The organism is Chitinophaga agrisoli (assembly GCF_008386695.1).
GTDB lineage: Bacteria > Bacteroidota > Bacteroidia > Chitinophagales > Chitinophagaceae > Chitinophaga > Chitinophaga agrisoli.
On record NZ_VUOC01000002.1, the window covers coordinates 526,423 to 551,806 of the forward strand.

General features: G+C 49.1%; 13 protein-coding genes. 2 read left to right on the top strand and 11 right to left on the bottom strand.

Going from position 1 to position 25,384, the window contains the following annotated elements:
- Positions 1-27 precede the first annotated feature (27 nt).
- The 10 genes from F0L74_RS09455 to F0L74_RS09500 form a co-directional block, all read right to left on the bottom strand.
- Positions 28-5,397 (bottom strand): T9SS type A sorting domain-containing protein, encoded by a 5,370-nt coding sequence (locus F0L74_RS09455; protein ID WP_149837615.1) that lies wholly within the window; start codon positions 5,395-5,397, stop codon positions 28-30.
- A gap of 9 nt (positions 5,398-5,406) precedes the next feature.
- The gene (locus F0L74_RS09460; protein ID WP_149837616.1) at positions 5,407-7,488 is read right to left on the bottom strand and encodes a fibronectin type III domain-containing protein; all 2,082 of its coding nucleotides are present in this window, start codon (positions 7,486-7,488) and stop codon (positions 5,407-5,409) included.
- A 4-nt stretch (positions 7,489-7,492) separates the two neighbouring features.
- A complete protein-coding gene (locus F0L74_RS09465; RefSeq protein WP_149837617.1) occupies positions 7,493-11,926 on the bottom strand; it encodes a hypothetical protein in 4,434 nt (1,477 codons plus the stop codon).
- Between the two features lie 132 nt (positions 11,927-12,058).
- Positions 12,059-13,018, bottom strand: coding sequence for an ROK family protein (locus F0L74_RS09470; protein WP_149837618.1), 960 nt, complete (start codon positions 13,016-13,018; stop codon positions 12,059-12,061).
- Positions 13,019-13,034: 16 nt separating this feature from the next.
- Positions 13,035-14,507: a glycoside hydrolase family 32 protein gene (locus F0L74_RS09475; protein WP_188315938.1), complete on the bottom strand. Its 1,473-nt coding sequence runs from the start codon at positions 14,505-14,507 to the stop codon at positions 13,035-13,037.
- Between the two features lie 18 nt (positions 14,508-14,525).
- Complete coding sequence (locus F0L74_RS09480; RefSeq protein WP_213086935.1) at positions 14,526-15,899, bottom strand: sugar porter family MFS transporter; 1,374 nt, start codon at positions 15,897-15,899, stop codon at positions 14,526-14,528.
- Between the two features lie 22 nt (positions 15,900-15,921).
- Positions 15,922-17,637, bottom strand: coding sequence for a RagB/SusD family nutrient uptake outer membrane protein (locus F0L74_RS09485; protein ID WP_149837621.1), 1,716 nt, complete (start codon positions 17,635-17,637; stop codon positions 15,922-15,924).
- Between the two features lie 16 nt (positions 17,638-17,653).
- On the bottom strand, positions 17,654-20,731 hold the full coding sequence (locus F0L74_RS09490) for a SusC/RagA family TonB-linked outer membrane protein (protein ID WP_149837622.1): 3,078 nt from the start codon (positions 20,729-20,731) through the stop codon (positions 17,654-17,656).
- Between the two features lie 137 nt (positions 20,732-20,868).
- Positions 20,869-21,879, bottom strand: a complete 1,011-nt coding sequence (locus tag F0L74_RS09495; protein WP_149837623.1) for a LacI family DNA-binding transcriptional regulator — start codon at positions 21,877-21,879, stop codon at positions 20,869-20,871.
- 156 nt (positions 21,880-22,035) lie between these two features.
- Entirely contained in the window at positions 22,036-22,380 is a 345-nt protein-coding gene (locus tag F0L74_RS09500; RefSeq protein WP_149837624.1) for a hypothetical protein, read from the bottom strand.
- A gap of 346 nt (positions 22,381-22,726) precedes the next feature.
- Here F0L74_RS09500 and F0L74_RS09505 point away from each other — a divergent pair, with 346 nt between their 5' ends.
- Positions 22,727-23,692, top strand: a complete 966-nt coding sequence (locus tag F0L74_RS09505; RefSeq protein WP_149837625.1) for a lipase family protein — start codon at positions 22,727-22,729, stop codon at positions 23,690-23,692.
- A gap of 120 nt (positions 23,693-23,812) precedes the next feature.
- Here F0L74_RS09505 and F0L74_RS09510 read toward each other — a convergent pair whose 3' ends face one another.
- Positions 23,813-24,454 (bottom strand): hypothetical protein, encoded by a 642-nt coding sequence (locus F0L74_RS09510; RefSeq protein ID WP_188315939.1) that lies wholly within the window; start codon positions 24,452-24,454, stop codon positions 23,813-23,815.
- Positions 24,455-24,555: 101 nt separating this feature from the next.
- On the opposite strand from F0L74_RS09510, the gene F0L74_RS09515 reads away from it, so the two are divergent.
- Positions 24,556-25,380 (top strand): helix-turn-helix domain-containing protein, encoded by an 825-nt coding sequence (locus tag F0L74_RS09515; protein WP_149837627.1) that lies wholly within the window; start codon positions 24,556-24,558, stop codon positions 25,378-25,380.
- The last annotated feature ends 4 nt before the right edge of the window (positions 25,381-25,384 follow it).

Here is a 25,384-nt window from a genome sequence, read left to right on the forward strand (position 1 = left end):
AATGGTTTTGATAAAGGCCAGACCATTCTAATTGGTGATAATAAACCGCAGGTCCCTGCTTTCATTCTCTGCGATCACTCTCAATACATAGGTTCCGGGAAGGGTATTATTCAAAGAGAACTGGTCATCTATTGTTAACGTGGAGGTATATTGTTTCCTGCCTAATATGCCGCCGTTGATATCATAGACATATACTACCACCTGCTGTTTCCTGTTCAGGCTCACCTTAAACCGGAAATTGCCATCATTGGGATTGGGCGATAGCGTTACGGCGTCTATCACCTGTACCGGCAGGCTGTAACCGGCGCCTGCCAGCGGATCATAGGCGCTGATCGTAATATCCTTCCGCACCGTGTAGGTACAGCTGCCAAAATCAGCGCTTATTTCCACCCAATACGTACCAGGAGCGTTGAATTTTATCAATGGCGTACCATCCTTGTACCCCAGCAGCGTTGCCTCCGGAGAGAAGCGCCAGTTCAGATGGTCCGGCGCCGGAAAGCTGATATCCTGTATCGCAAGTGTATCCAGCGCATTTTTGCGGGATGCCACCAGGAAGTCTATATCCGGTTTAGTATTGGCTTTATCCAGTGTTACATCCTGGCGGGTGGTGCAACCGTTGGCATCCTGTACCGCTATGTTATAAACACCTGCTGCCAGGTTGGAAAAGGATGTGTTAGTTTGCCAGGTATCCCCGTTCAGCGAATACTGGTAAGGAGGTATACCGCCCTGGGTGTTAATGTCAATATGGCCATCATGTAAACCCTCGCATACCGGCGGACCGGCTACAGCCAAGCTTAATAACACCGGCTGTTCCACTTCGTAGTTGAAGGAAGCATTACATCCCGTACCATCCGCAATGGTAAGCGCATACTCACCGGCAGGTATCTTGGTAACATCCGCGCCGGAGATCTCCGGCGTATTCCAGCTATAGGTATAGTTGCCATCGCCACCGGTGGCAGTTACATTAATAGCGCCATCTGCCTGCCCAAAACAGTTAACCGGCTTAACAATTGCGGTAGCGGCAATAGCCGGGTACTGCGTGGTCACATTGGCGGTAGTACCGGCGGTGCAACCATTAACGTCTTCTACGTGTAAGGCATAATTCCCCGCGCTGAGCGTACTGAATACACCGCTTTGTTGTGCGGGGCCATCATCCAGTGAGTAGGCATAAGGCAGCGTACCACCATTTGCCCGTAAGGAGATCTCACCGGTAGGTTGCGCGCCACATACCAGGTTCTCAATACCCGTAACAGCAAGTGATACAGGCGCCGCCGGTTGTTGCAGCACCACGTTCCTGGTAATTATACAGCCGCGGCCATCCTGGATCTTTATCTGATAGTTACCGGTGGATAGGTTGCTGTAATGGCCGTTGGCGGTGTAAGCGCTGTTATTGATACTGTATTGGTAGCCAGCGTAACCAGCACCATTACCACCGCTGGCAGCTACATTGATAACCCCGTCCGCCAAACCGTAACACGAAATAGCTACCCCGTTAAAATCAGATATCGTCACCCCGGCAGTTAAAGGAGCAGCTGGCGCCGTAATGGCTAATACATCAGACACCGCGGAGTAACAACCCGCCGCATCTTTAATACGGACAGTATAATTGCCGGCATGGAACCCTGTATTATTATTAAAAGCAGTAAACGCACCCCCATCCAGGGAGTACTCGTAGGTAAGCGCGCCGGTTCCCCCATGGGCCTGCACATTAATACTACCTTCTGTACCAAAACAAACGATCTCGTTACGGGTGATGTTATCTACCACGATCGGCGCATTTTGCGTATTCACCTGTACCGTAATGGATCTGCCACAATTATTCACATCTCTTACTGCCACTGTATAAGTACCCGCTACCAGGCCGGTGAACATGCCGCTGGATTGCCAGTTGGTATTATCTATACTATATTGTAAACCACCTGCTCCCCCACTGCCCGCCACGGTAATACTACCCGCGGGAATACCGGCACAGGTTACATCCTGTTTGCTGATCAGCTGCAGGCCAATAGCCTGTGCGGATTCCGTGAAGCTATAGGTAGCAAATACTTCACATCCCCTGGCATCTTTTACACGCAGGATATGCGTGCCCGCATTGATATTTTGTATAGGCGCTGCGCTGCCAAAAGGCCTGTTATCCAGCGCGTAGGTGTAGCCGCTGTACGCGCCGCCATTCCCACCCGTAGCCGTAATCTGGGCAAACCCATTGCTCCCGCCTGCACAGGAAATATTATAACCATTATAGTCTGATAGTTTCGCTGTAAAACTCAGCTGGGCAGGTGGAGCGGTAATAGACAAGGTACCGGTATTGGTAACCGCACAGCCATGCCCATCAGTTACTTGCAGCGCATAATCTCCGGCGGTTAAAGGAGCACCGATCGTATACGGTGTTTGGCTAACCCAATTATCTGTACTAAGCCAGTACTGGTAAGTACCATCTCCACCAGTAGCAGTAAAATTGATATTACCCGTACTGCCATAACAGCTGATATCTGTTAGCGCTAAATTTTGAATGCCAAGCGCAGGATAAGTATACACAATGGAGATCAACGTATCTTTTGAACATCCATTGGCGTCAGTGATATGTAAAGTATAATCACCCTGTGCCAGGTTCGCCATAGAAGGGGCGGCGCTTACGCCATTCATTAAAATAGCATAAGGCGCTGCGCCACCGGAGATATTAGTGGTAATACTGCCGGTTGCGTGGCCATAACATATGATATCCTGCTTAGTAGCATTGATAACAATAAACGGTTCAGTCAGGGTAACACTGCCTGTCACTTCACAACCACGGCCGTCTTTAACATGAATGGTATAGATACCCGATTCCAGGTTTGTAAAGGTATTAGTACTTTGATAAGGGCCATCATTAAGGCTATACTGATATCCGCTGTACGTGCCGCCATTACCGCCAACCGCATGTATGGTTATACTACCATCACCCGCATGGGTACAGGAAAGATTAAAACCATGATAGTCAGATACCGTTGTGGTAAAGCTAAGTGCGGCTGCAGGTAATGTTACACTATGAGTATTGTCATCTATCGTAGCGCATCCTGCGCCATCTGCAACGCGTAACGTATAAATACCTGCCGTATGCAGGCGGTCTGCCGCCGTAAAATTGGTAAAGCTGGCACCGCCATCCAATGAATAAGCATAGGTATAATGCGTATCACCACCAGTGGCGCTCATGCTGATAGCAGCGCCATCTGCCAGGCAAACGGCCTGTGTCACGGAAACATTGGTAACAACAAGCGGAGCAGGATCGTCGAGAACAATTTCATCGGAAGTAACAATACATCCGGCAGCGCGGCTATCTGTAATGATCACCCGGTAAGTGCCGGGCGTCAACCCCTCGATCTGCGTATCCGTTTCAAACCAGAAACTGCTGCCGGTCCAGGCGCCGTTCTTATATTGCTGCCACGTATATTTATAAAAAGCAGAACCACCGCCAACCACCGCCCTGAGCACCCCGTTATCCTTGCCCGCACAGGTAATAGCCGTTGGTTGCAGCTGAACCTGCAAAGGATCACGCTGGTACACCGTGTAATCTGCTGTTAGCTGGTCATTACAGCCAGGTGCGGCATTGTTTAATGTGATCGTATAATCACCGGCAGTAAGGCCGGAAAAATTCCCCGTAGCATTGGTAACCGGCGTAATACCATTACCACTCAGCGTATACCGGAAAGCGTTGGAACCGCCGGAAGCAGAGAACTGCAAATGCCCGTCATGGCCCCCGTAACAACTTACGGAATCGTTAGCTAGCAGCTGCAGGCCCAGCGGCGATACAGTATTCAGCGAAACATCCGTAGCCCAGCCGTCGCAGCTTGGATAATCTGCATTGCGTATCGCTACCGTATAGTCTCCACCGCCTAAACCGGAGAATGTATAATTGCGGGTAGCGACCGCACCGGATTCCTGCAGCGCGTTGCTACTACCCTTGGGGTACAATTTGTATTCGTAATTGGTAGCGCCCGGATCTGCTTTCACGGCAAGACTGCCATTACCAGGTGAAAGACAAGTAGGTTGCACCGGCGTCACCTCTCCCGTGATCTGCGGCGGCTGACTAATAGTAATATTAACCGGCTTCCGGATAGTGGTACAGGTAGCATCCCTTACCCAGGCCGTATAATCACCAGCGGGCAATCCAGACCAGTTTTTGCTGCTGCCGCTACCTGGTTGTTCCCCAACTACCACTACGCCAGCCCTTGTTTCCAGGCTAAAGAAATAACCGCTGCCAGGGCCATTACCACCGGAGGCAGTCACGCTTATAACGCCGTCGTTGCCACCAAAACAACTAATGTTGCTGGTTTGTGAAGTATTATTACTGATCACCAGCTCGTCCAATTCCGGTATAGTTACCAGTATTGGCGTAATACAGTTACTACCCTGTGTGCCATCCAGGACCCATAGGGTATAAGTACCTGGAGCGCGGCCGCTGCTAGAGATGCCTTGTGAAACAGGAACGGCGCCATAGCTCCAATCTACCATATCGCCACAATTCGACGGCCCGGATCCCAGGCCAGGATCACAGGCATTCCTTGCATCGCCGGGACGCAGGATCCAGCGCATGTTGGAAGAGTTTGCAGTGATCGCACTGCCGGGCAGCGCTATTTTACCATTGGACTGGCCATGGCAGGCTGGCGTTACCTGGATGGCGCCGGCATTCACCCTGGGAGGCTCGGGAATAATAGTATAATAACCACTGGGATTACTGTAGGGCGAGAAAAAAAGCGCATCCGGATATTCCGCCTGTATCCGGCACCGGAACTGTACATTCACCGGCCCGGATACCGCGCCCAATACTGAAAGCGGTTGAAAGACGGAATTGTAACCCTGTAATGAGCCGCGATCATATAAATGCCAGTCAGCCTCGCCACTGACACGGTATTCCCAGAGAACGGAGGTGAGTACTATATTATCGGTAAATAATGGCCGCTCTGAACTGAAATACAAGGTGATAGCATCGTTGGCACAGGTTTGGCTATTGGAGGCAACACTTGCCATGATATTATTGGGAGGATTCATGATATACACGAACCGCACGGAGTAGTCTCCAAATATGTTATAATGATAATGCTCTCCATAGAAACTAAGGTTACCTCCCTGAGGCATTACCGGGTAGATCGCGTCTACGCGTACAGGATAACTAAAACCGGAACCCATCAGGTACTGAATGTTGTTAGAGGGAATATTGCCACCCATAACATAGCCACCGGAAAAAGCGATGTACTCTCCGGACGATAAGTATACGCCGTCCATTGCTATAGATCCGGGCGGCGGCTGGTCAAATTCCAGGTAAACACCCGATGTTGTATATTGGGCCAATACTTTTCCACTAACTACCAGCAGGAGGCAGGCCATCAGCGCTACACGCAGCAGTGGGGTAATCTTTTTCATGGTATGGGTTTAAAATATGATCTCCACCGTTTTGCTCATCTCTGCTTTGGCGTTTCCCTTTAATACGGCGGTGATCTTGTATTTATAGACGTTGCCTAATATGATCTCATCGTCTGTCCACTGTTTCGTTGTACCGTCCCGGGTAGTATATAAAATAAACGGATCATCGTTCTTTGCCCGGTAAATAAAATAATGTTTAACCTCCGGCTGGTTATATAACCAACTCAGCTGCACCTGCCGCTTCTCTTTATCCAGTACCGCTTTCCAATTGGAAACAGCCGGCCGCCGGCGCGTTTCAAACCAGACATCCCCACTGAGCTCCCTGGCATGATTACCGGAATCATCATATACCCACAGCTCATAGTAATAGGTATTCCCCAGCTGCAGGGCTGTATCTGTATAGGCTTCCCGTTTATTCGCAGTATCCCAGGCCAGTTTCATGGTACGGGTACTGTCTTTTGCATTAATGCTGTAAAGCTCATATTTCACCACGTCTTCGCTGGTGCTGTTACGCCATTGCAGTACCACCGCCTGCAGGCTGTCTGACCGGAAGGCGCGCGTCATTACCGGCGCAGAAGGTGCAATGGTATCAGGTCTTTTCAGCATGATATACGCAGTGTAATCAGAAGTATTATAGTTCTTATCCACCGCAATGATCTTATAGAATACTTTGGAGCTCAGGGTATGCAGGCTTACCGTATCAGCAAAAACCGGCCGGGTACAGATCTCGCGGGTCACTTCAATAAACTCTTCCTGGGCCGTATTACCGCGGAACACGCGGTAGCCTTTCAGATCCGGTTCTTTATTATGGTCCCATAACAGGCCCACAATACCGGATGAATCGATCTTTCCCGCCAGTCCGGATGGCGTGGCCGGCGGTATGGTATCAATTATCTGCGCAAAATAGGGGAAGGAGTAAATAGCCTTGCCCTTTCTGGTAATGCCTTTAATACGGTAATAGTTGGTGCCAAGCGGCTTTTCATCTGTATAGGTATATACCGGCTTTTTATCCACCTTAAACGTGGCAATAGGCAGAAAAGGCCCCTTACCATTAGGCGCCCGGGTAATGATCAGCTGCGACAACTGCTTTGACAGATCGCCGGGAAGCTGCCATTGGAGCGTGATCTTTTTATTATCCACCACAATAATAGTATCCATTATAGGGCGGTCTGCTACCGTAGGAACCCCTATGCCTTCCACTACCTGCGAGTAAGGCCCATATTCCCCAAATGGCGTTACGCCGCGCACACGGTAATAAAACCGGGTGTCATTATCCGGCAGCGAGTCCTGGTAATAGGCAAAGCCCCTGGGATCGGGATTGGTAGGCAGCACCGGCAAGGGCGTGACAGGTTTGAATGTTTTGCCATCGGTAGAACGTTCCACCATATAAGCGGAGTACATCCGTTTGTTATATACTGTCAGCCAGCCTAAAGTCGCGGCGCTATCCGCACATACAATGGCCAGCTCCTGTGGGCGGGATAATAATGTGGGCTCATCAACAGATGTCACTATAACGGCGGTATCTATCACCAGGTTCACCGGTTGTTTGGCCGGCGATATGCGGTACACATACCGCTCGCCTTTTTTTACATCCAGGTCTTCCAGGTACAGGCCTGCGCTTTTAGCGGCGTTAATGGAAAGATCGCAGGAGAGCAGCGCCATGGCCATACGCCAGTCATTCTGGTTCTTGCTTTCAAACCAGGCGCCAATGCCGCCTTCCGGTTTCACTTTGGGCGCGCCCTCTCCATAGATCATTTCGGCTATTACGGCCACACGCTCATCCTGTTCTGCCGCCGCTTCCATTTGTTGAAGGGTATACGGCTTTAAAGGCTGTGGCGTTAGTAGCACCGGTTTAGGCCCTTTCACCAGCTCCCCGTTTACAGCGATGGTGAAACGCTCCACCGTATAACCATATTTGTTACCTATTTCCCAGGCTATATAGCTGGCCGGAGACCAGCGTAACCTGATCTTTCCGGGCTGGGCGTCTGCGAGGGCCGCAATACGATGCTCCCGCTCCTGGGCATGCAGCACAACAGATCCTGCCGTGCACAATAACAGTAAGAACAGAACTGGCAGTAAAAAGCGGTGCATGTATTTAGAGTTTATAGTAAACATTACGCGTAACAGTACTTGTTATTTGATTATTGCCGGGCAGGCGGTATTGCAGCTCCACCGGGTAATTTATATTGCCATCCAGGTCCGGGAAATGCGAGATCATCAGGCGGCCGATGTTGGCGGGCGCTAATGACGGATCTATATAAAGGCGGCCGGCCTTATCCAGCAGTTCATGATAATCATCATTAGCTACAAAAGGCACGTAGTACATGAAACGGCAGCCGCCGGGATGCGGCTGCGCATACCCGTCGCTGATAGCGCCATCTTCCAGCTTATACAATGAAGCGTCGCCATTATACAGCCTGATAGCTTCCAGTGGAGGTACGCCGCCGGTTTGCACCGTATCCCTGCTGATCTTCATCGCTGAATTATAAGGATAACCATTGTACAGCAAAGGCAGCAGCTTATCCTGCAGCCAGCTGTTATTCAAACCGGCCCGCAGGTTGATCAGGGGTTTGGTAGCCAGGGAACCGTCCCCTCCTATTTCAAACTGGTCAAAGCTCTCATCCGTGTTAAACTGCTGGCCGATCACAGCAATATTATTAGTGGCTATATCCCACAGATCTTTAGCCCCGGTACCTGCATTCATTTTTTCAACAAAATTGCTGTACATGCTGGTGCGGAAGGCGTAACTGATCACCTCCTTACTCAGGGCAGACGTGGCATTACCTTTCAGGGCCGCCTCTGTGATCGTCGTGGTATCCCCCTCTGCGCCTATATCAGTTTTTGCTACGGAGGTCACGTTGTCGGCTGCTGCTTCACCGTCCGCAGAGTGCCGCACGATGCTGAGCGTATAAATGGTCTCTTTAGCCATGTTGGCGGGGAAATCAAAATTGGCCTGCGCTGTGCTCTCATCATAGGTCAGATTCATCAGTAAAGGCTGTCCCTGTGCAGGGTTCATGGAAGCGGTTATTTTCCATTTCTTACCGGCCTTATCTACGGGAACAAACAGGTCGGGCTGGCCGCGCTTCAGCTTTATATATCCCTTATTATATTCTTTCGGCAGGAAATGGTACTGCCTTTTTACTGGGTATACATAGGCTACATTCTCCCAGGGTATATAATCCGGCGCTTCGCCGGTTTTGAAGCTGGCGTTCTTTACTTCATAATCTACAGCGTTACTTTCATTTTTCAGCGCATCCCAGCTGCCGCCATTCTGCCTTTCAATATGTACTTTGGCAGAGGTGGTGAAATTGCTCACCGCCGGTAATATATCCCGCAGGGTGAGGGAGGCAGAGCCGCCGTCTGCAGCCACTTCAGTAATACCATTTATCTGCGCCCCATCGTTCATCAGCTTCAGCTCGTCCAGTTGTATCCGATAGGTGGCCACTTCATCATATTCGTTCATCATAGAGAAAGGCTTTGCTACCGGGTAATTAAAGGCCACCTGCGGCGTAGCAAATACGCTCACGTCAGTGGATTGATCGCCTGGTTTCAGATCGCTGATCACCTGGATCTCCAATTCCTTGGCGCCCATGATCTCACACTGGGAGCCCAGCTCTACTTTGATGCTGGAGTTTCCTTTTATCAACCCGCCCAGCACGGAATATTTTACGGCGGCCGCCCCGCGGAACCAGGCAGGATTAGGCGCCTTGGCCTGCAGCAGTACGGCTGCCGCTAACTGGGCAATAATGAAGCTGCGTTTTTTACGAAATACTTTTACCCGTATGCCTACCTCTCCTTTCAGGAATACATAAGCCTGACCGGATGCATACCAGCCGTTAAACCCTATAACGCTATTGCTGCCTTTACACTTAGCCTCCCCATAGTCACGCAACAGGATGTCTGAGCCCGCGCCTACGGCAAACTCCCCGTATACGCCATAGTCAAACTTAAACCCTACCCTGAAGCGTATCCCAAAACCAAATCCGCCACCCGTCTTCATGGAATTTTCCGTGGCCATGAAATCAGTATTAATATCATCAAACAGCTCGCTTACTTCTGTTGGTAAGGCTGGCATGTCCTCTACCTTTGAGCCCATCATAAAATAGCTCTGTACCTCTGCCAGGCCCAGGATGGATAAACCAAACATCTCAGAAGGACGGCCTATATAGAACCACCAGTCATCCGGCCCTATATGCAGGGCTGCTTCCCCTGCCAGGCCGCGCTCATGGATACCTTTCAGCACACCCACGATATTAATATAGGTTTTGAAGCTCGCGTCGAAAGTACTGTTCACATTATCGTAGCGCATCTTAAACTGTACCCATAATGGGGCGGAATCATCCCCTTCTGCGTCAGACTTATTAAGCGCCTTTATTGGCAGATGCATTACATAACCCGCGCCATCAAACTGCGCATACCGGAAACCACCATCTGTGCCAAACTGTACCTCCAGGGCTACGTTCACATTCACCACCATTTGTTGTACCAGCGCCAGCGAAACGCCGCCCATAAAACCAAGGCCTGCCTCTTTTACCGGTATATACTGGAATATTTCATTGAGCTCTTTGATACCGCCCTCCTTATCAAGGGAGTTACGGGTATCATAAGGATCAAACTGCGACGGCCTTTCCATATGGTAAGACATACCTCCCATCAAACCCGTTATCTGCAGCATAGGCGGAACCGGGATGGTGATGCCTATATAAGCATCCACATGCCAGTAACGGTAATCATCCTTTGAGCCAAAATAGGCCGTCGCTTTTGCCTTGGGGATGGGGCCCGGTATGGAGAACTCCAGGAAGCCCCGGAAACCGTTCCCGTATACAGGGTGGTTATCAAACAGCGTAATGATACCATGCATCTGGAAGGCCATCACCTTCACAGAAAGCTCAATATCGTTTATCTGCACCTTATCAAACGACCAATGCGTAGTTGTTTTCTCTACCGGAGCGCCATTTACAGTGATGGTCTGCACTTCCTCTTCCTGTTTGGCGGTTACCACAAAAGAGGTGGCTGCGGCAAAACCTTTATCACTGGAGTTCATGAAGGCGAGCCGCACGGTAGCGCCAATGCCAATTTTCCCTTCTGATATACCAATGAACAGGTTATCAAATCCCACGGGGAAGCCGCTCATTTTGGAACCGCCATCGCTATTGCTAAAGTCAAAGGTACCGCTGTGTACATAGGGGCTTTTCGTGGATAATACAATGTCCTGGAAAGTGACCTTATTGATATTCAGCACACTCTTATTCAGGGTCACCTTACCGTTGAGGGTAGCCACCGGTAAAAAGTCCTTATCCGTTTTAGTGAGTTCTATCCGGCTGTCTTTACCCAGGGTGATGGTACCGGCAAAGAACTTAAACTCTTTATCCGCGGTGGTATTTACAGCAAAGGAGTAGTAGGTATCATCGCCACGCATGCTCACGGCAGCGTCATAATCCAGCGGATCGTCACCCAGGAAACCTACCCTCAGCTGGCCGCCCATTTCGCCGCCATTCAGCTTATTCTTACTGAATGTAAGGCCCACCTTATCTATAGAAAGAGGCCAGCCACCGGCGCTGGCGTCACCCAGTTTTACTATATGATCTGCAGTAATGGAACCGCTCACGCCCTGGTCATCTAATATAAAATCACTTACCGTCACTTTGGGGGGGCCATTTTTAGTGGCCAGTTGTGAAGGAAGATCTACCTCCAGTTGTTGCAGGTAAAAGCCCCGCCATAATAAAGGACTGCCCGGGTCTACCAGCATATCCTTACTCAATTTGATGCCTGCGGGATTCGCAATATCGCTCATATCCACCACGGCATTCTTTACGCGAAAGCCAAAATCCTCCAGGCCTTTAATGCGGAAAGCCGGTATATCTACCGTAGCCATGATATTATTTAGGTCGCGTACATTCACCTGCAGGGATGCACGTAGTATATCTGTATTAGTATCCTGGGGCCGTAGCATGCCCTTATCAAACTCGAAAACGCCACTGAGGTTGGCGTCTTTGAAACCGTTGCAATCCCATTCAACAAAATTGCTCCCATCACCGGGGAAGATGAGGTCTAAATGATCGTTAACATTAATACGCTTTTCTTTCAGCATCACCAGCTTGGTACCGGTACCGGCGGAGATACCGCCGGGCGTAAACGCAATATTCTTACCGCCAAAGACCAGCTCACTTTGCGTACCCGGAAAGGTAAAACGGAAGTAGGCGCTGAAAGTAGCGCCTGTGCTGGTCATACGCGCGCTGTCAATAGCGATCACATAGGTTTTTCCGTTGATTTCCCGCACCAGGCCTACCGGCAGGGTACCAAGATCGCCGTCAGTAAGCGCGGTTACAAAACGGTTCTTTTCCTTGATCTTGTTGAAGAGGCCTGTGACATATCCTTCAAGGTCCGTTACCAGTGAGGTATCGGTGGCGCCATAAGTAGCGTCCATGGCAAATGCCAGGGAGTAACAGGGCTGCAGGAAAAACAATAACAGGGCCAGTGAAACAATAATACGTTTCAGGGGCATAGGGCTACATAGGTTGTGTGGCATTGTACTACCGGATAAAGGGTGTACCCTTGTTAAGGGTCGTTGTAGCCGTAAATATACATTTATTTTTTAATGTAGATAATTTCGTAATACAATATTTAAAGGAGGCGAACGTTAGAGGCGAGATCAATCACCCTAACACATACCCGCTAACGTCAAAGCAGCAATATCTCCAATACTTTCCCCCAGCGCCGCCGGCACAATCTCGCAAACACTGCGCGATCCCGCTAACGCTTCCTCTGCTATCACCTTGGTCATCGCAGGGTCCAGCAGTGGTTTGGCCCGGCCATAGATACTCCCCAGCACGATCCGTTCCGGGTTCAGGATATCGATCAGCAATGATAATCCCTTACCCAGGTACGCTGCGCAGGTATTATAAATATCAATCGCCACCTCATCCCCTGCAAAAGCCGCTGCTGCTACCGTTTTTGCAGTGATCCCACACAGCTGGTCAAAGCTCTTGCAGAAACTCACCGGCTCTCCCATCTGTAATTTTTGCCGCACCTTCATCTGCGCGATCTGCGCAATACCGCCACCGCTGCAAAACCCTTCAAAAGAGCCTGCCTTTCCAAAACCCACCGGGCCTATATCAGCCAGGCGTATATGCCCTACTTCACCGGCCAGCTCAGAACTGCCTTCATACAAACGCCCGTCAAGTATTAGACCAGCGCCCATACCGGTACCGAAGGTCAGGAAAATGATATTATTGCAGTTCCGTCCTGCCCCATACTTCCATTCCGCCACGGCGCCCGCATTAGCGTCATTCTGCATCATCACCTTTTTACCAAACCTTTTTTCCGTAAGCTGTACCATGGGGATATTATCCCAACCCGGCAGGTTGGGCGGGGAAAGTATAAGGCCCAACCTGCGGCTCAATGGCCCACCACAGCTAATGCCTATACCTGCTATATCGCCGGTTGTTAAAGCATGTTGCTGCAGCAGGTTCTCTGCTGCGAAAAATAATTTGTCGATCATTTCATACGCGGGCCCGCCTGTGGGGATCACTTCTTTTGCCTTTATATGCATGCTGCCATTCTCCTCATTGCCTAGTATTATCGCACACTTCGTTCCGCCTATATCAAAGCCTAATAACATATATCTTACTTTATGATTATTTAGATAAAGGATACACCTTTATCGCGCTGAATTTTACTTTCCCATGTTTGGCGTATAACCACAGATACGATCCTTTCTGCTCATACAAACGGTTCACTATACACCGTTTGCCGTTTACGCATACATCAATAATGCTGTTCTTTACAATGATATCCAGCGTTATTTTCTTGTCTAACCCATCCACTGCCTCAATACTGGTATTGGCCAGTTTTACAATCCTGTTAATAGCAGAAAAGCTAAGCGCGTAACCGCCTGCTGCGTGCTCGCCAGACCTGAGCACCAGGCCATATTCTTCGTTTATGCCCGTTGGCGTAATTTCCATCGTAACCCTGTAATCTGCCGGCAGATCCTTAAAATAAACAGCGCCCTGCCCATTGGGGGCGTTCACCAGGTAACTGCCAGCCGCAGGTTCAGTGGTCAGGGAATCATGTACAGCCTGCAAAGGCAGCGCGGTTATATTATCGGGTAGCATTTCCGGCGGGAACTTTGTGCTGAGCGTACCATCCTGCTCCTGTATCAGCTCACGGAAAACAGTGCTGCCGCCAAATATCTCGCCTTTATCATCCTTGCCATCCCGCCGGGAGGGTATCCATCCTGCCGCAATTCTCCTGCCATTCGTGAACTCAGCGGTCTTTACCACATTCGCCCAGTCTTCATTTAATGCCTGGCTCCGCGGCTGCTCCCACGGTCCCAGCGGGTTCCGGGATTTAACATAAAAGGTATTGCCATTATGACTGTATACCAGGTAATACCATCCGTTCCAGTTAAAGTAATCCGGGCATTCCGGCACAGACGGCTGGCCGGTTAGTACCGGCGGCTCCACCGCCCAGTGCTGCCGGTCTCTGGAACTAAGATGTACCAGGGCACCGGCCGCTCCATTCATAACGGGCTGGTCCTGCCGGCTGGAAACGAACAAATTAAATACGCCGTTTTTGTCTACCGTTACCTTGGGATCCCGGAAATCTCTTTTGCTGTACCCCGGCGCCGAAGTATAAAACGGATTAGGCTTTTGTTTCACGAAATGAATACCGTCTTCACTGATGGCATAGCTGAGTTGCTCATTTACCTTGCCATTATCAATAAGCCGGGTGGCATAATAGGCATAAAAGCGGTTGTTTGCATATACAACAGAGCCGGTACAGATAGATTTCTCCCAATCCTCATCAATACCCAGCACAATGGGGAAATTCTTCCAGTGCTTAAGATCCTTCGTAGTGCTAAGTACCCACTGATGACCGCCCAGGCCGTTGAGGGACGAGTGATGGGCGGAGTCCAGCAGCCAGTACAGGTAATAGGTATCATTGTGAAAGAAGGGAATACAATCCCCTACAAATAGCTGCTCGCCTGACGGCGTAAAATATTGAAAATTATCCGTAGGTTGTTTAGCCGGATCATACTGTACGCTAAACTGCGCCTTTACCTGCATACACAGCAGGATAATAGTTCCAATTAAGAGTATTCTTTTCATAAACATAATTAACAGTGTCTATAATGTGCGGGGGCTACCGCCTTTACGCCAGTGAGATTCGATATCCTCCAGTGACCGGCCCTTTGTTTCAGGAATGTAATACCATCCCCAGATAAGACCCAGTATACAGATCCCTGTATAAAACCAGAAAGTGGTGGCAATACCTATTCCGTTGACCAGCTTCAGGAAAGTGAACGCGATAATGGCATTAAAGCCCCAGTGTGATAATGAGCCTATACTCATACCCAGGCCGCGCACATTCAGCGGAAACACCTCGGATATCAGCAGCCAGCCCAGCGGCGCCAGGCTAATGGCAATGAAGATGATATAAAACACGATACTCAATACCGCAAATATGGGCAGGCTGGCCCCCAGCTGCTCCCTTAAATAAAAGCAGAGGCCCATCATAAAAAGGGAAGGTATCATGCCGGAAATACCGATCATGTATAATTTCCGGCGGCCTACTTTGTCCAGCAGCACAACAGACAGGAAACAGGATAATACATTCACTACGCCTATAATGATGGCGGGTAATATGCTCTCTGTATTACTTACAATACCAGCCATCTTAAAAATGATGGGCGAATAGTAAATGATGGTATTAACGCCGGATAACTGCTGGAAAAAGAAGATGCCAACCGTAATGATCAGCGCAGGACGTAACCAGGGCTGCAGCACTTCCTTTAGTCCGCCGGTTGCGGCAGTCTGCAGCTCCACATCCTGTTTAAGCGCAACCAGCGTTTGTTCTACCAGGTCTTTATCTTCTACCTGTAACAGCACCTTTCTGCCTTCCTCCCAACGGTTACGGCTAATGAGCCAGCGCGGCGTTTCCGGCAAAAAGAACATACCCGCCAACAGGACAAGGGCAGGAAAAAACCCTACAAAGAACATCCATCTCCAGGATTCCGTGTTTGCATCGTTGCTCAGCAGGTAATCTGCTATATAGGATAACAGGATGCCTGCGGTGATCATCAGCTGGTTAAGCGTCACCAACTGTCCGCGTCTGCGTGTAGGCGATATCTCCGCTATGTACATAGGTACTACATAAGAGGTGATGCCTATAGCGATGCCGATCAGCAGCCGCATCACCATCAGCACCGTCACACTGGGCGCAAATGTGCAGCCTAAAGCCCCCAGGGCAAATACGATAGCATTTATGATGATCATTTTCTTGCGGCCCAGCCGGTCAGAGAGTTTACCGCTTGCCACTGCTCCCAGCACAGCGCCTATCAACACCGTAGTGGTGACCCATTCCAGCTGCGCATCTGTTAAATGCCAGTGCTCCTTTAAAAAGGGTAATGCCCCGGAAATAACGCCGGTGTCAAAACCGAATAATAATCCACCGGTAGCGGCTATCACCGCTATTAATAATACATTGGGCTGTAAGCTCATACTGTTTGGTTTTGTTTTCATATTACCAGCCTGCATTCTGTTTATAAAGTCCCTTGCTATAGTTCATCTGGTTCAGGGGAATAGGCAGGTATTCATCCCTTCCCTTCTGGAAATGCGCTGTGCTCAGATGCGGCCGTTTTACGGATTCACTGGTAAAATAAGCATTCAGGTATTCCGCGGCAATCCCCCATCGTACCAGGTCAAAAAACCGGCAACCTTCCATCGCAAATTCAAGGCGCCGCTCCCAGCGTAATGCCTGGCGGGCAAAGTCTTTTGTCCAGGTACAGTTAACGCCCGGCTGGTAAGTGCCCATACGGTAGTTGGAAGTAAAGGAACCGCTGTTCTGTTTTAATAGGCCGGTACTGGCGGCCGCCCGCTGTCTTACCTGGTTGATCAGTGGCAGCGCTTCATTCTGCCGTCCCAATTCGATCAGCGCCTCTGCTTTCCATAATAGAACATCCGCATAACGGATTAGTTCCCAGTTTTTGGAACTGGACATAAAAGGCGGGATCTTCTGGAAAGATGGATCGTCCGGAGCTACGCATTCTTTCAGGCTGGTAAAAGGCCCATAGATCTGTGGCGCCCTGGCCCATAATTTCTGGTATACAAAATTGGGCTTGTACTTCCATGGGTGCCCGGGAATGGCTACGGTATGGTCCAGACGGGGATCAAAGGCCTGGTTCAGAAAATCATTGCCCTCCACTGCATCTGTACCATTATAACCATTGAACATAGGCAGGCCGTTGGCGTCTGTTTTAAAGGCGTTTACCATGTCCTGGCTGGGAATATGTTGCCAGCAGCAGCCAAACTCCTGGTTCATCGGATAAGACAAGGCATGGCCCATATCTATCCTTCCAAAAGGAGTCCCGTCGCCTTTAGAGAACTGAATGGCAAATATAGATTCGGGCCCATTTTCATACTGTGACAGGAAGTTCTGCGCAAAATCCGGCGCCAGGCCAAATTTGCCGGAACTGATCACCTCATCACACAGGCTGTTTACTTCCGTTAGCTTAGCGGCGTCTATATTAGTGACGTTATTGTGCTCATCCTGCTGGTAAGCCTGGTACAGCAGGGTCTTGGCCAGGTAGGCTTTCGCGGCAGCCTGTATGGGCCGGCCAGCATCCTCCTGAGTAACAGGCAGGTTAGCCGCTGCATACCGGAACTCCTCCGCTATTTTTGACCACAATGCATCATTGGCGTATCCAACATTAGAGATAGTATCATAACTGGTTTTAGGCGCCGTTTCATCAATAAAGGGTACATGTTTGTATAAGATCTTCAGCATAAAATAGAAATGCCCGCGCAGGAACCGCAACTCCGCCTGCCGGCCGGCTTTCTGGGGATAGCTGGTTTCATCTATGGCGTTTACACGGCGCAGGGCGTCATTTACGCGGGATATGGCGGCGTAGAGTTGTGCCCACATCTGGTCCGTGATGGAATTGTCCGGCCGGTTGGTCACAAAGAGCTCATAGTCATTCCACTCGCTGTTATCCCCCGGGCCATCGCCGCCTTTGTAAGCATCGCCACTACGCATGCTGCCCCATGGCCAGAGACTGTAAGAAGTATGGATCTGATCATTGCCCACGGCGGAGTAAGCGGCAATGACCATTTTCTCTACGTTGCCGGGCGTATTCAGCTGGTCGCCGTCAATGGCGCCCTGCGGCTGCTGATCTAAGAAGTCTTTGCAGGATACGATAAACCCGCAACATAGCAGTAAAAGGAATATTTTCTTTTTCATGCGTCTTGTTTGAAGTTTACAGGGAAAGGTTTACGCCAATAGTACCCATTGCCGGGATGGGATACGCATAGTTTGGATTCTCCGGGTCTGTGGCCGTATAAGCCTTGCTTTTGATGGTAAACAGGTTACTGCCTTGCACGAATATCCGTATGGCCCTGATGCGGCTGTTCTTCACCAGCGGTTTCAGATCATAACCTAGCTGTATATTCCGCAGCTTCAGATAGGAACCGTTTTCTATGAAATAAGAAGAGGTGCGGCCTTCATTGTTCCGGTCTACCAGCGACAATGCAGGAATGGAAGACCCTGCGTTTTGCGGGGTCCAGGCGTCCAGTGTTCTGCTGCCCCAGTTAGTGCCTGGCCAGATGGAGGAAAAATCCGTATATGTTTTATAGTTGTTATATACATCCAGCCCCTGTACGCCCTGCAGGAAAAATGACAGGTCAAAGCTGCGGTAACGCAGTGATACATTCAGGCCATAGGAAAAATCCGGTATGCCACTGCTGATGTAATCCCGGTCCTTATCATTGATCTCCCCGTCTCCGTTCAGGTCTTTGAAGCGGATACGGCCCACACCCTTTCCTGCCTGAGCGCCATAGTCGTCCACCTCTTTCTGGCTGGTAAACAGGCCGTCTGCTACATAACCAAATACAGAGTTGATAGAATGCCCTACAATCGTTTTATCCTGTCCGTTACCTGCATAGGCGGTCAACACCGCATCCGGCAGGTAAGTGACCTTGTTCTTATAGTTGGAGAAGTTACCGGTAACGCTAAAACTGAGCTCTTTGGTGATATTTCCCTCGTAGGATAATAATATTTCCAATCCTTTGTTCTGCATGGAAGCCCCGTTCAGCCAGCGGTAGCCACCCTCCCCTATTACCGCCAGGTAAGGCGGCCGGATCAGGATATCAGATGTTTTCTTGATAAAGTAGTCAACGGAACCGGAAAGTTTGTTATCAAACAGGCCAAAGTCAATACCAAAATTAGACTCCTTTGTGCTCTCCCATCTCAGCGAATCATTGCTTTGTTGTATGAGGGCGTAACCGGAAGGCAGCTGGCCCGTACCGGCGCCGCCAATATCATAGGCCGTTCCCTGGTCAGCATTAAAAGTAGGGTCTGTTCCGTAAATAGCGGAATACAGCGCGAACGGCGCGTTATTGGCAATCTCCTGGTTGCCCGTCTTGCCCCAGCCGTAGCGCAGCTTCAGGTCTGAGATGAAGGCAACCTGCTTCATAAACTCCTCTCCGCTGAGGCGCCATCCCAGTGAAAATGCGGGGAAATTACCATAACGGTACTGCCTGCCAAAACGGGATGAGCCATCCCTTCTGAGGGTAACAGCGGCCAGGTATTTATCATCATACGCATAGTTGATCTTTCCGAAAAAAGACATCAGCGTATATCCGGTGCCATTACCACTGTTATTCTTATTGGTGGAGCCGGCATCCAGGTAGGCATAGTCTATGTTCTCCAATGCATACCCCTGCCTGCTTCCGGAGAAGAACTGGTTGATATACTTTATCTGCTCCAGTCCTGCCAGGAAATTGAAGCGGCTTTTACCAAGATCAAGATCGTAGGTGGCGGTATTCTGCCAGATCCAGTTGCCTTCCAGGGTTTGGGACGTATTGTTGAGGTTTGAGGGGTCCGACAAGAAACCGGAGACATAAGATTTACGCAGCGTCCGCTGATAGACGCCATCGTAGTCAATGCCAAAGCTGGTGCGGTAATGCAGATTGGGAATGATAGTAAGATCCGCATAGGCATTACCGAATACCCGGTAGAAATGGCTCTTATTCTGGATATTATCGGCAATGAGCCGCACGGGATTCTGCCGGTCGGTCATACCAGGCGCAGGACCGCCCCAACCGCCATCTATGGTATGCACGGGCACAATGGGTTGCTGTACAAGGGCGGTGAACAGCACATCGTTTATCGGTATCAGCACATCTTTTATATAGGTGGCGGACAGGTTCTCTCCTACTTTCAGCCGCCCATCCCAGAAACTGTAGTCTGAATTAAACCGCGCAGTCGCCTTCTGCGTGTGGGTGCCGTCAACAATACCTTTATTATCATAATAGCTGACAGAAAACAGGGAATTGCCACGCTCTCCGCCATTGGACAACGCCAGGCTGTAAGATTGTATCAATGCCGGCTGATCTATTTCACCATACCAATAAGTGTTGGCCGGTTTCATTGTTTTGGCGGCATCAATATATTCCGGCAGGATCACCTTGTTTAACACCGGGTTATTAAAGTCCTTATTCCAGTCGAACTGATAGATCTGGTTGGCGTTGGGATCTGATTTATCATTTACCGCCGCGCGCCAGTACCTTTCCCCCCTTTGTTCCGCATTCAGCGTCTTTAGCCGGGAGGTATAATACTGGAGGGAAGTAGACGCGTTTACATCAATGCGGCTAAAACCTTTGCGTGCCCGCTTGGTGGTGATGATAATAACGCCATTAGCCGCGCGGGACCCATAGATAGTAGCGGAAGATGCATCCTTTAATACCTGGAAGGAAGCGATATCATCAGGGTTTAGCTCCTGCATGCCTCTTTTAGTGGGGATACCGTCAATTACATATAGGGGATCATTGTTCCCCAGTGTGCCGATACCGCGTATCCGCACCGTGGCGCCGCCAGACGGCGCGCCATCCGTGGTGATGGACACGCCGGGAACACGGCCCTGCAACGCCTTTACAGGGTTGCCCACAGGGATATCCTTTATTTCAGTGAGGTTAACGGCCGATACGGCCCCCGTCAGGTCCGCTTTTTTCTGTACCTGGTAACCGGTTACAACTACCTGGTTCAGATCGTTAATGCTTTGTTCCAGGCTTACTGACAGCTGTCCGGAGCCTGGCGCCTTCATGGTTAAAGTTTGCATTCCCAGAAAGGAGAAAATAAGCGGTTCATCCGGCGTGGCGTTTATCGAAAACCGCCCGGAGCTATCCGTAGTAGCTACCTGTGAACCGGTACGTACTGTAACACCGGGCAGCGGGCTATGTGAGCTTTTCTCGCTGACGGTGCCACTTAAACGCCTTTGTTGGCTGAAACCCGCGGCTGCCATGCAGCAAGCCGCCAGTGTAAATAACAACACTTTCATAACTGGAATTTATTTAGGTAAGGTTCTGATATGTTAGTGCACAAAGATCCCGCTGCAGCCTTAGCTGCATGCTCCTGGTGGTGACTACAATGACAATCTGTTTAGTTTAAACGTTTAAGCAACTTGAGCAAAAAATTTTATTCCCCGCAAGACCGGCCTAAAACGAACCCAGCCTCCAGATAGATCTGCCTGTTAACCTGATTATGATTGATGATATCCATTAGTGTATTGACCGCGATCTTCCCGATCTCTTCCAGTGGTTGCCGCGCATGTGTGATCGGACAATAGAACAGCTCAAATGCCTCTGCTTCGTCAAAGCTGACTATAGCCAGGTCCTCAGGAACCCTTAGCTGCATGCCGTTAATATACTTTAACCCGTTAATAGCAATAATGTCTGTGGCAAAGAAAATGCCGTCGCAACCTTGTGCTACCAGTTCCTGTACCGACCTCAGTACATCTTCCTGCACATGTTTTTCCCTGATCTCCTTTTTAAATTTGCTATTGTTCTTTAACCCATGATCCTCTAAAGCCTGAAAATATCCCCTGTCGCGCTCTCTCAGGTGATAGAGCGTTGTCTTGTAGTTAATAAATCCTATCTTTTTATGACCTGTTTTTATGAGGTGTTGGGTGCATTGGTAAGCTGTCCTGAAATTATCCACGGCTATATGGTTCGCCTGTATACCCGGAAAGTTACGGTCTATAAGCACAAACGGGATCTCATGCTTTTTCAGCCACTCTATCTGACTTTCTGATTTTTCCACGGGCACCAATATCAATCCGTCCACCTGCCGGTTCACCAGTACGTTCACGAGCTCTGCAAACTTGCTGTGATCTTCGTCAGAGCTGCCCAGGATAACGGTATAATTATTCTTGCCGGCTTCCGCTTCAATAGCCCTGGTAACGCCACTGGTAAAGCGGTAATTGATATCTGCTACTATTAAGCCTACGGTATTGGTACGGTTTGTTTTTAAACTCTTGGCAATCTGGTTTGGGCGGTAATTAAGCGTGTCAGCGGCTTCCCTTATCTTTTCGGCTATTTCCTTACCCACCCGCTTTTCCTCTGCCCTCCCATTGAGTACATAAGAAACGAGGGCGGTGGATACTCCTACATGCTGCGCTATGTCCTTTAAGGCGATCTTTTTTTTCATAACACTGGAATCGCGGGGAAGCACTTTTACGGGTTGCTTATACGTTTAAGCAAAGATAGAGATTAATTTGAATCAGCAAACTTTTTTTTGGGCTGGGTGGTATATGAGATAATGGGGCGCTCCAGAAACGGCTGTTACCATCTATATTCGAGACTGCTATGACCTTGCATGTTTCTCTATTTCATCCTGGAGTTCCTGGTCCCAGATAAATTCCATATCAAACTTTCCATCGGGCAATAACGTAAAAACAGCCCTGTTCCATTTATTACTACCGCCTTCAGTAGTTATTTCATGCAACTCCCGGATCCAAAGCCTGATATCCCGGGGAATTTTCCTGACAGACATATCATGTCCAGTCTCTCGTATCTGGTAATCTCCCGTATAACCTACCACGCCGGTTCCTACCACCTTAATAAGCAACCTGGCTTTTGTCCAGCTACTTTCTTCTATAGCACCCGCCATACCTTGGCCGATGTTTAAATAAATTTCATCAACAGTCATACGATTTTATTTTAATCAGAATTTTCTACACAATGTGCCTGTGAAACGATAAATGCGGGTTAGGCGCACAAACTTCTTGCAGGTTTCCGTAGTTAGGGATTCCACTTTATTCATATTTAAATGTAGCCAAAAAATTATTTTTTAATAGAATATTCAATAGCTGGCAGCATTATTACCAAAAAATATTCCCCACAAGAATAAGACAAGCAAGAAAAAAACAAGAAGATCTATTGTTGTATTGCGAAAAGAAAAAATTACCCTAAATTACGCTCCTAATTAATTGTTTTGCAAATCGTTAAGGCCCCCAAAGCATCAGTTCATTTTTTCACCCTCAAACCATTTCCTTATGGAATCCCAAGTAACCTCTTTATCAATTTCTCTGTCAGAGGCCATTCAGACGGCTAAAATAGTTAACCTGGCAGAAATCATGTTCAAACAGGCATTAAAGCAGAAGGATAAGCCTTCACAATTAAATCCCTCATTGCAGGCGTATCAGAACATCTGCAACAATCCGGACTTCCAGGCACTGGTAGACAAAGACTTTATGACAAATTACAACGTGCTGTACAATATCCAGATGAATGACATCATTGCCCAGGGCGGCCTTCCGGATCTGGTCTATTATGGCTTCATCGCCCAGCACAAAAGTACTTTGGATTACGTGATGGCTATCCGCGGTACACAAAACATCCTTGAGGTCATTGCAGATGCATTTCTGATCCCAACCACCTTTAAGGAGTTTAACAACAACGCGATGGTGCCATCCGGCTTCTATGATCTTTACGAATCCGCCCTCATTGTATCACCACCGGATGCCTCCAAGCAGATTGTACCGCTTCTGTTAAAGATTGTGGCAGCAGATCCGGCGCTCATGATGCCGGATGCCCGCAATGTGCGGACAACAGTTGCCGGTCATAGCCTTGGAGCCACACTGGCCACCTATTATGCCGCCGCGGCTTCCTCCGGCCTGGGCAAAGGACTTGATTTGACCGTATGTACTTACGCCTCTCCAATGACAGGCGACGCCACATTTGCCAATACTTATAACAACCAGGTGGCTGACAACACCCGGATCTATAATGTACCGGATGTTGTTCCAAAAGTTCCCGAGTATTTCGAAAACGGGGTTAATATCTACACCCAGGTAGCCGGCGGATATAAGATCGATTCCACACCGTATCCCCAGGTAAAACCAGGCGCCCCTTGCGCGCATCAGTTACCGGTGTACGAGTATGTGCTTGAAAGGCTTAATGGAACAGATAATCCAGCTATCCTGAACTTCGACGGCGGAGGCTGCAAAGCAACAAGTTAAAAAACAATACCGGTGACGGAATGGCCGGGGGCCGCCATTATACGTTACTGTTTGATCTATTATGAAACAAAGGGTACCGGCAGTAAATAGTGCCGGTACCCTTTGCATTCGGTGGCAAACCTACAACGTTATTTTAAAGATCAACCGGGAACCTGTTCGTGAAACAGTAAACGGATGATCCTCAATTACCGGATCGGTTACATTTATATAATAGGGGTTACATGCATTGCCAGACGCTACCTCCTTATTAGTATAAGACAGGGTAACGCTCCCTACATTGGGAATGTCTATCTTATATTTAAATGCTCCCTTTTTTGTATCGGTGATATGGAACATCAGTGAACCATGCCAGGGAGCTCCCGGCTGTTTCACAATTATGCCCCGTTCTGAAGGAACATCTGCAGGCTCCGGGGTGATTGTTATAGTAGAAGTATCAATATCCTTTGTTAAAAGAATAGTATCCCCTGTTTGTCCATCTATCAATACAAGCCCTGCCTGGGTAGGCATCCCTTCACTAAAAACGCCCTCGCAGGGGTTAGATGGTTTCGATTTCTTACAGGCAGTGCCAAAACTTATGGCGCCCAGCAGCATTAATGGCAGATAATAAAATTTCCGGGTAAGGGAATAAGGTAATCGTTTTGTTTTCATAATTAAGATAGGAGGATTTGATGCAATCACAGTACTTAGTTCTTTACAGGCAACAACAAGTGGTGACAATAGGTACTCAAAATATACTTTCCCTGGAATATACGCAAATATCATCAGGCCCCAATATTAAATACATAAAAGACTGTCCTTTGGGCCAGTTCTTGATAAGTTCACTACCATCACAGCCAATTTCAAATAATCCGTAATTTCCCGCCATGAGCGTCACCGAATTTTTACCGGCCCCTCATTGGCGCGAGCATATCGCCGCCTATTGGGTACGAAAAACAGCGCCGGATCCCGGGCCTTCCGGCAGGCGGGTCTACGCAAACGGTTGTGCCGATCTGATTTGCAACGCAGGAAAAAACACCGCGTGGTTTTATCCCATGGCGCGCCCGCAGCAAGCCATCCCTTTATATCCGGGACAATTATACCTGGGCGGAACAATGACCGCTTATGGTGTTGTTAAAAGCGATGCAGATTGCCTGCTGACCGGCATCCGCTTCTGGCCGGGCGGATTTTATGCCCTTTTCTCCCAAACCATGCAGCCGGCGGTCGATTCGGTCATTGAGTTCCACCAGGAAGAATTACGCATGTTGATGCAACGCGTAGAAGACCTGGACATACACCTGGATCAGTGGCTGAATGGCCAGGCAGCGCTGGGGGTGTTACAGCATACAGATAAATATAATTTCGCATTACTACGCAAACGGATGTATGATTCAGGAGGCCAGGCGTCCGTAGAAACGCTGGCGGAGGAAATGCACGTAAGCAACAGAACGCTGGAGCGCATTTTCAAAAAAAATGTAGGTATCTCTCCCAAGGAATTCCTGCGGATCGTCCGCTTCCAGGAAGTATTGAGGCGTTTGCGGAGTGCCACAGACAAGAACGGATCACCGGAAAGCCTTTTACGCATTGCATACGAGCTTGGCTACTATGACCACGCACATCTCACCAATGAGTTTAAAAAATATGCGGGTATCCTCCCTTCGGAATTGTCGCTTTTTTACAAAACGGGAATAGCCGGCGGGCAGTACTTTTGACTTC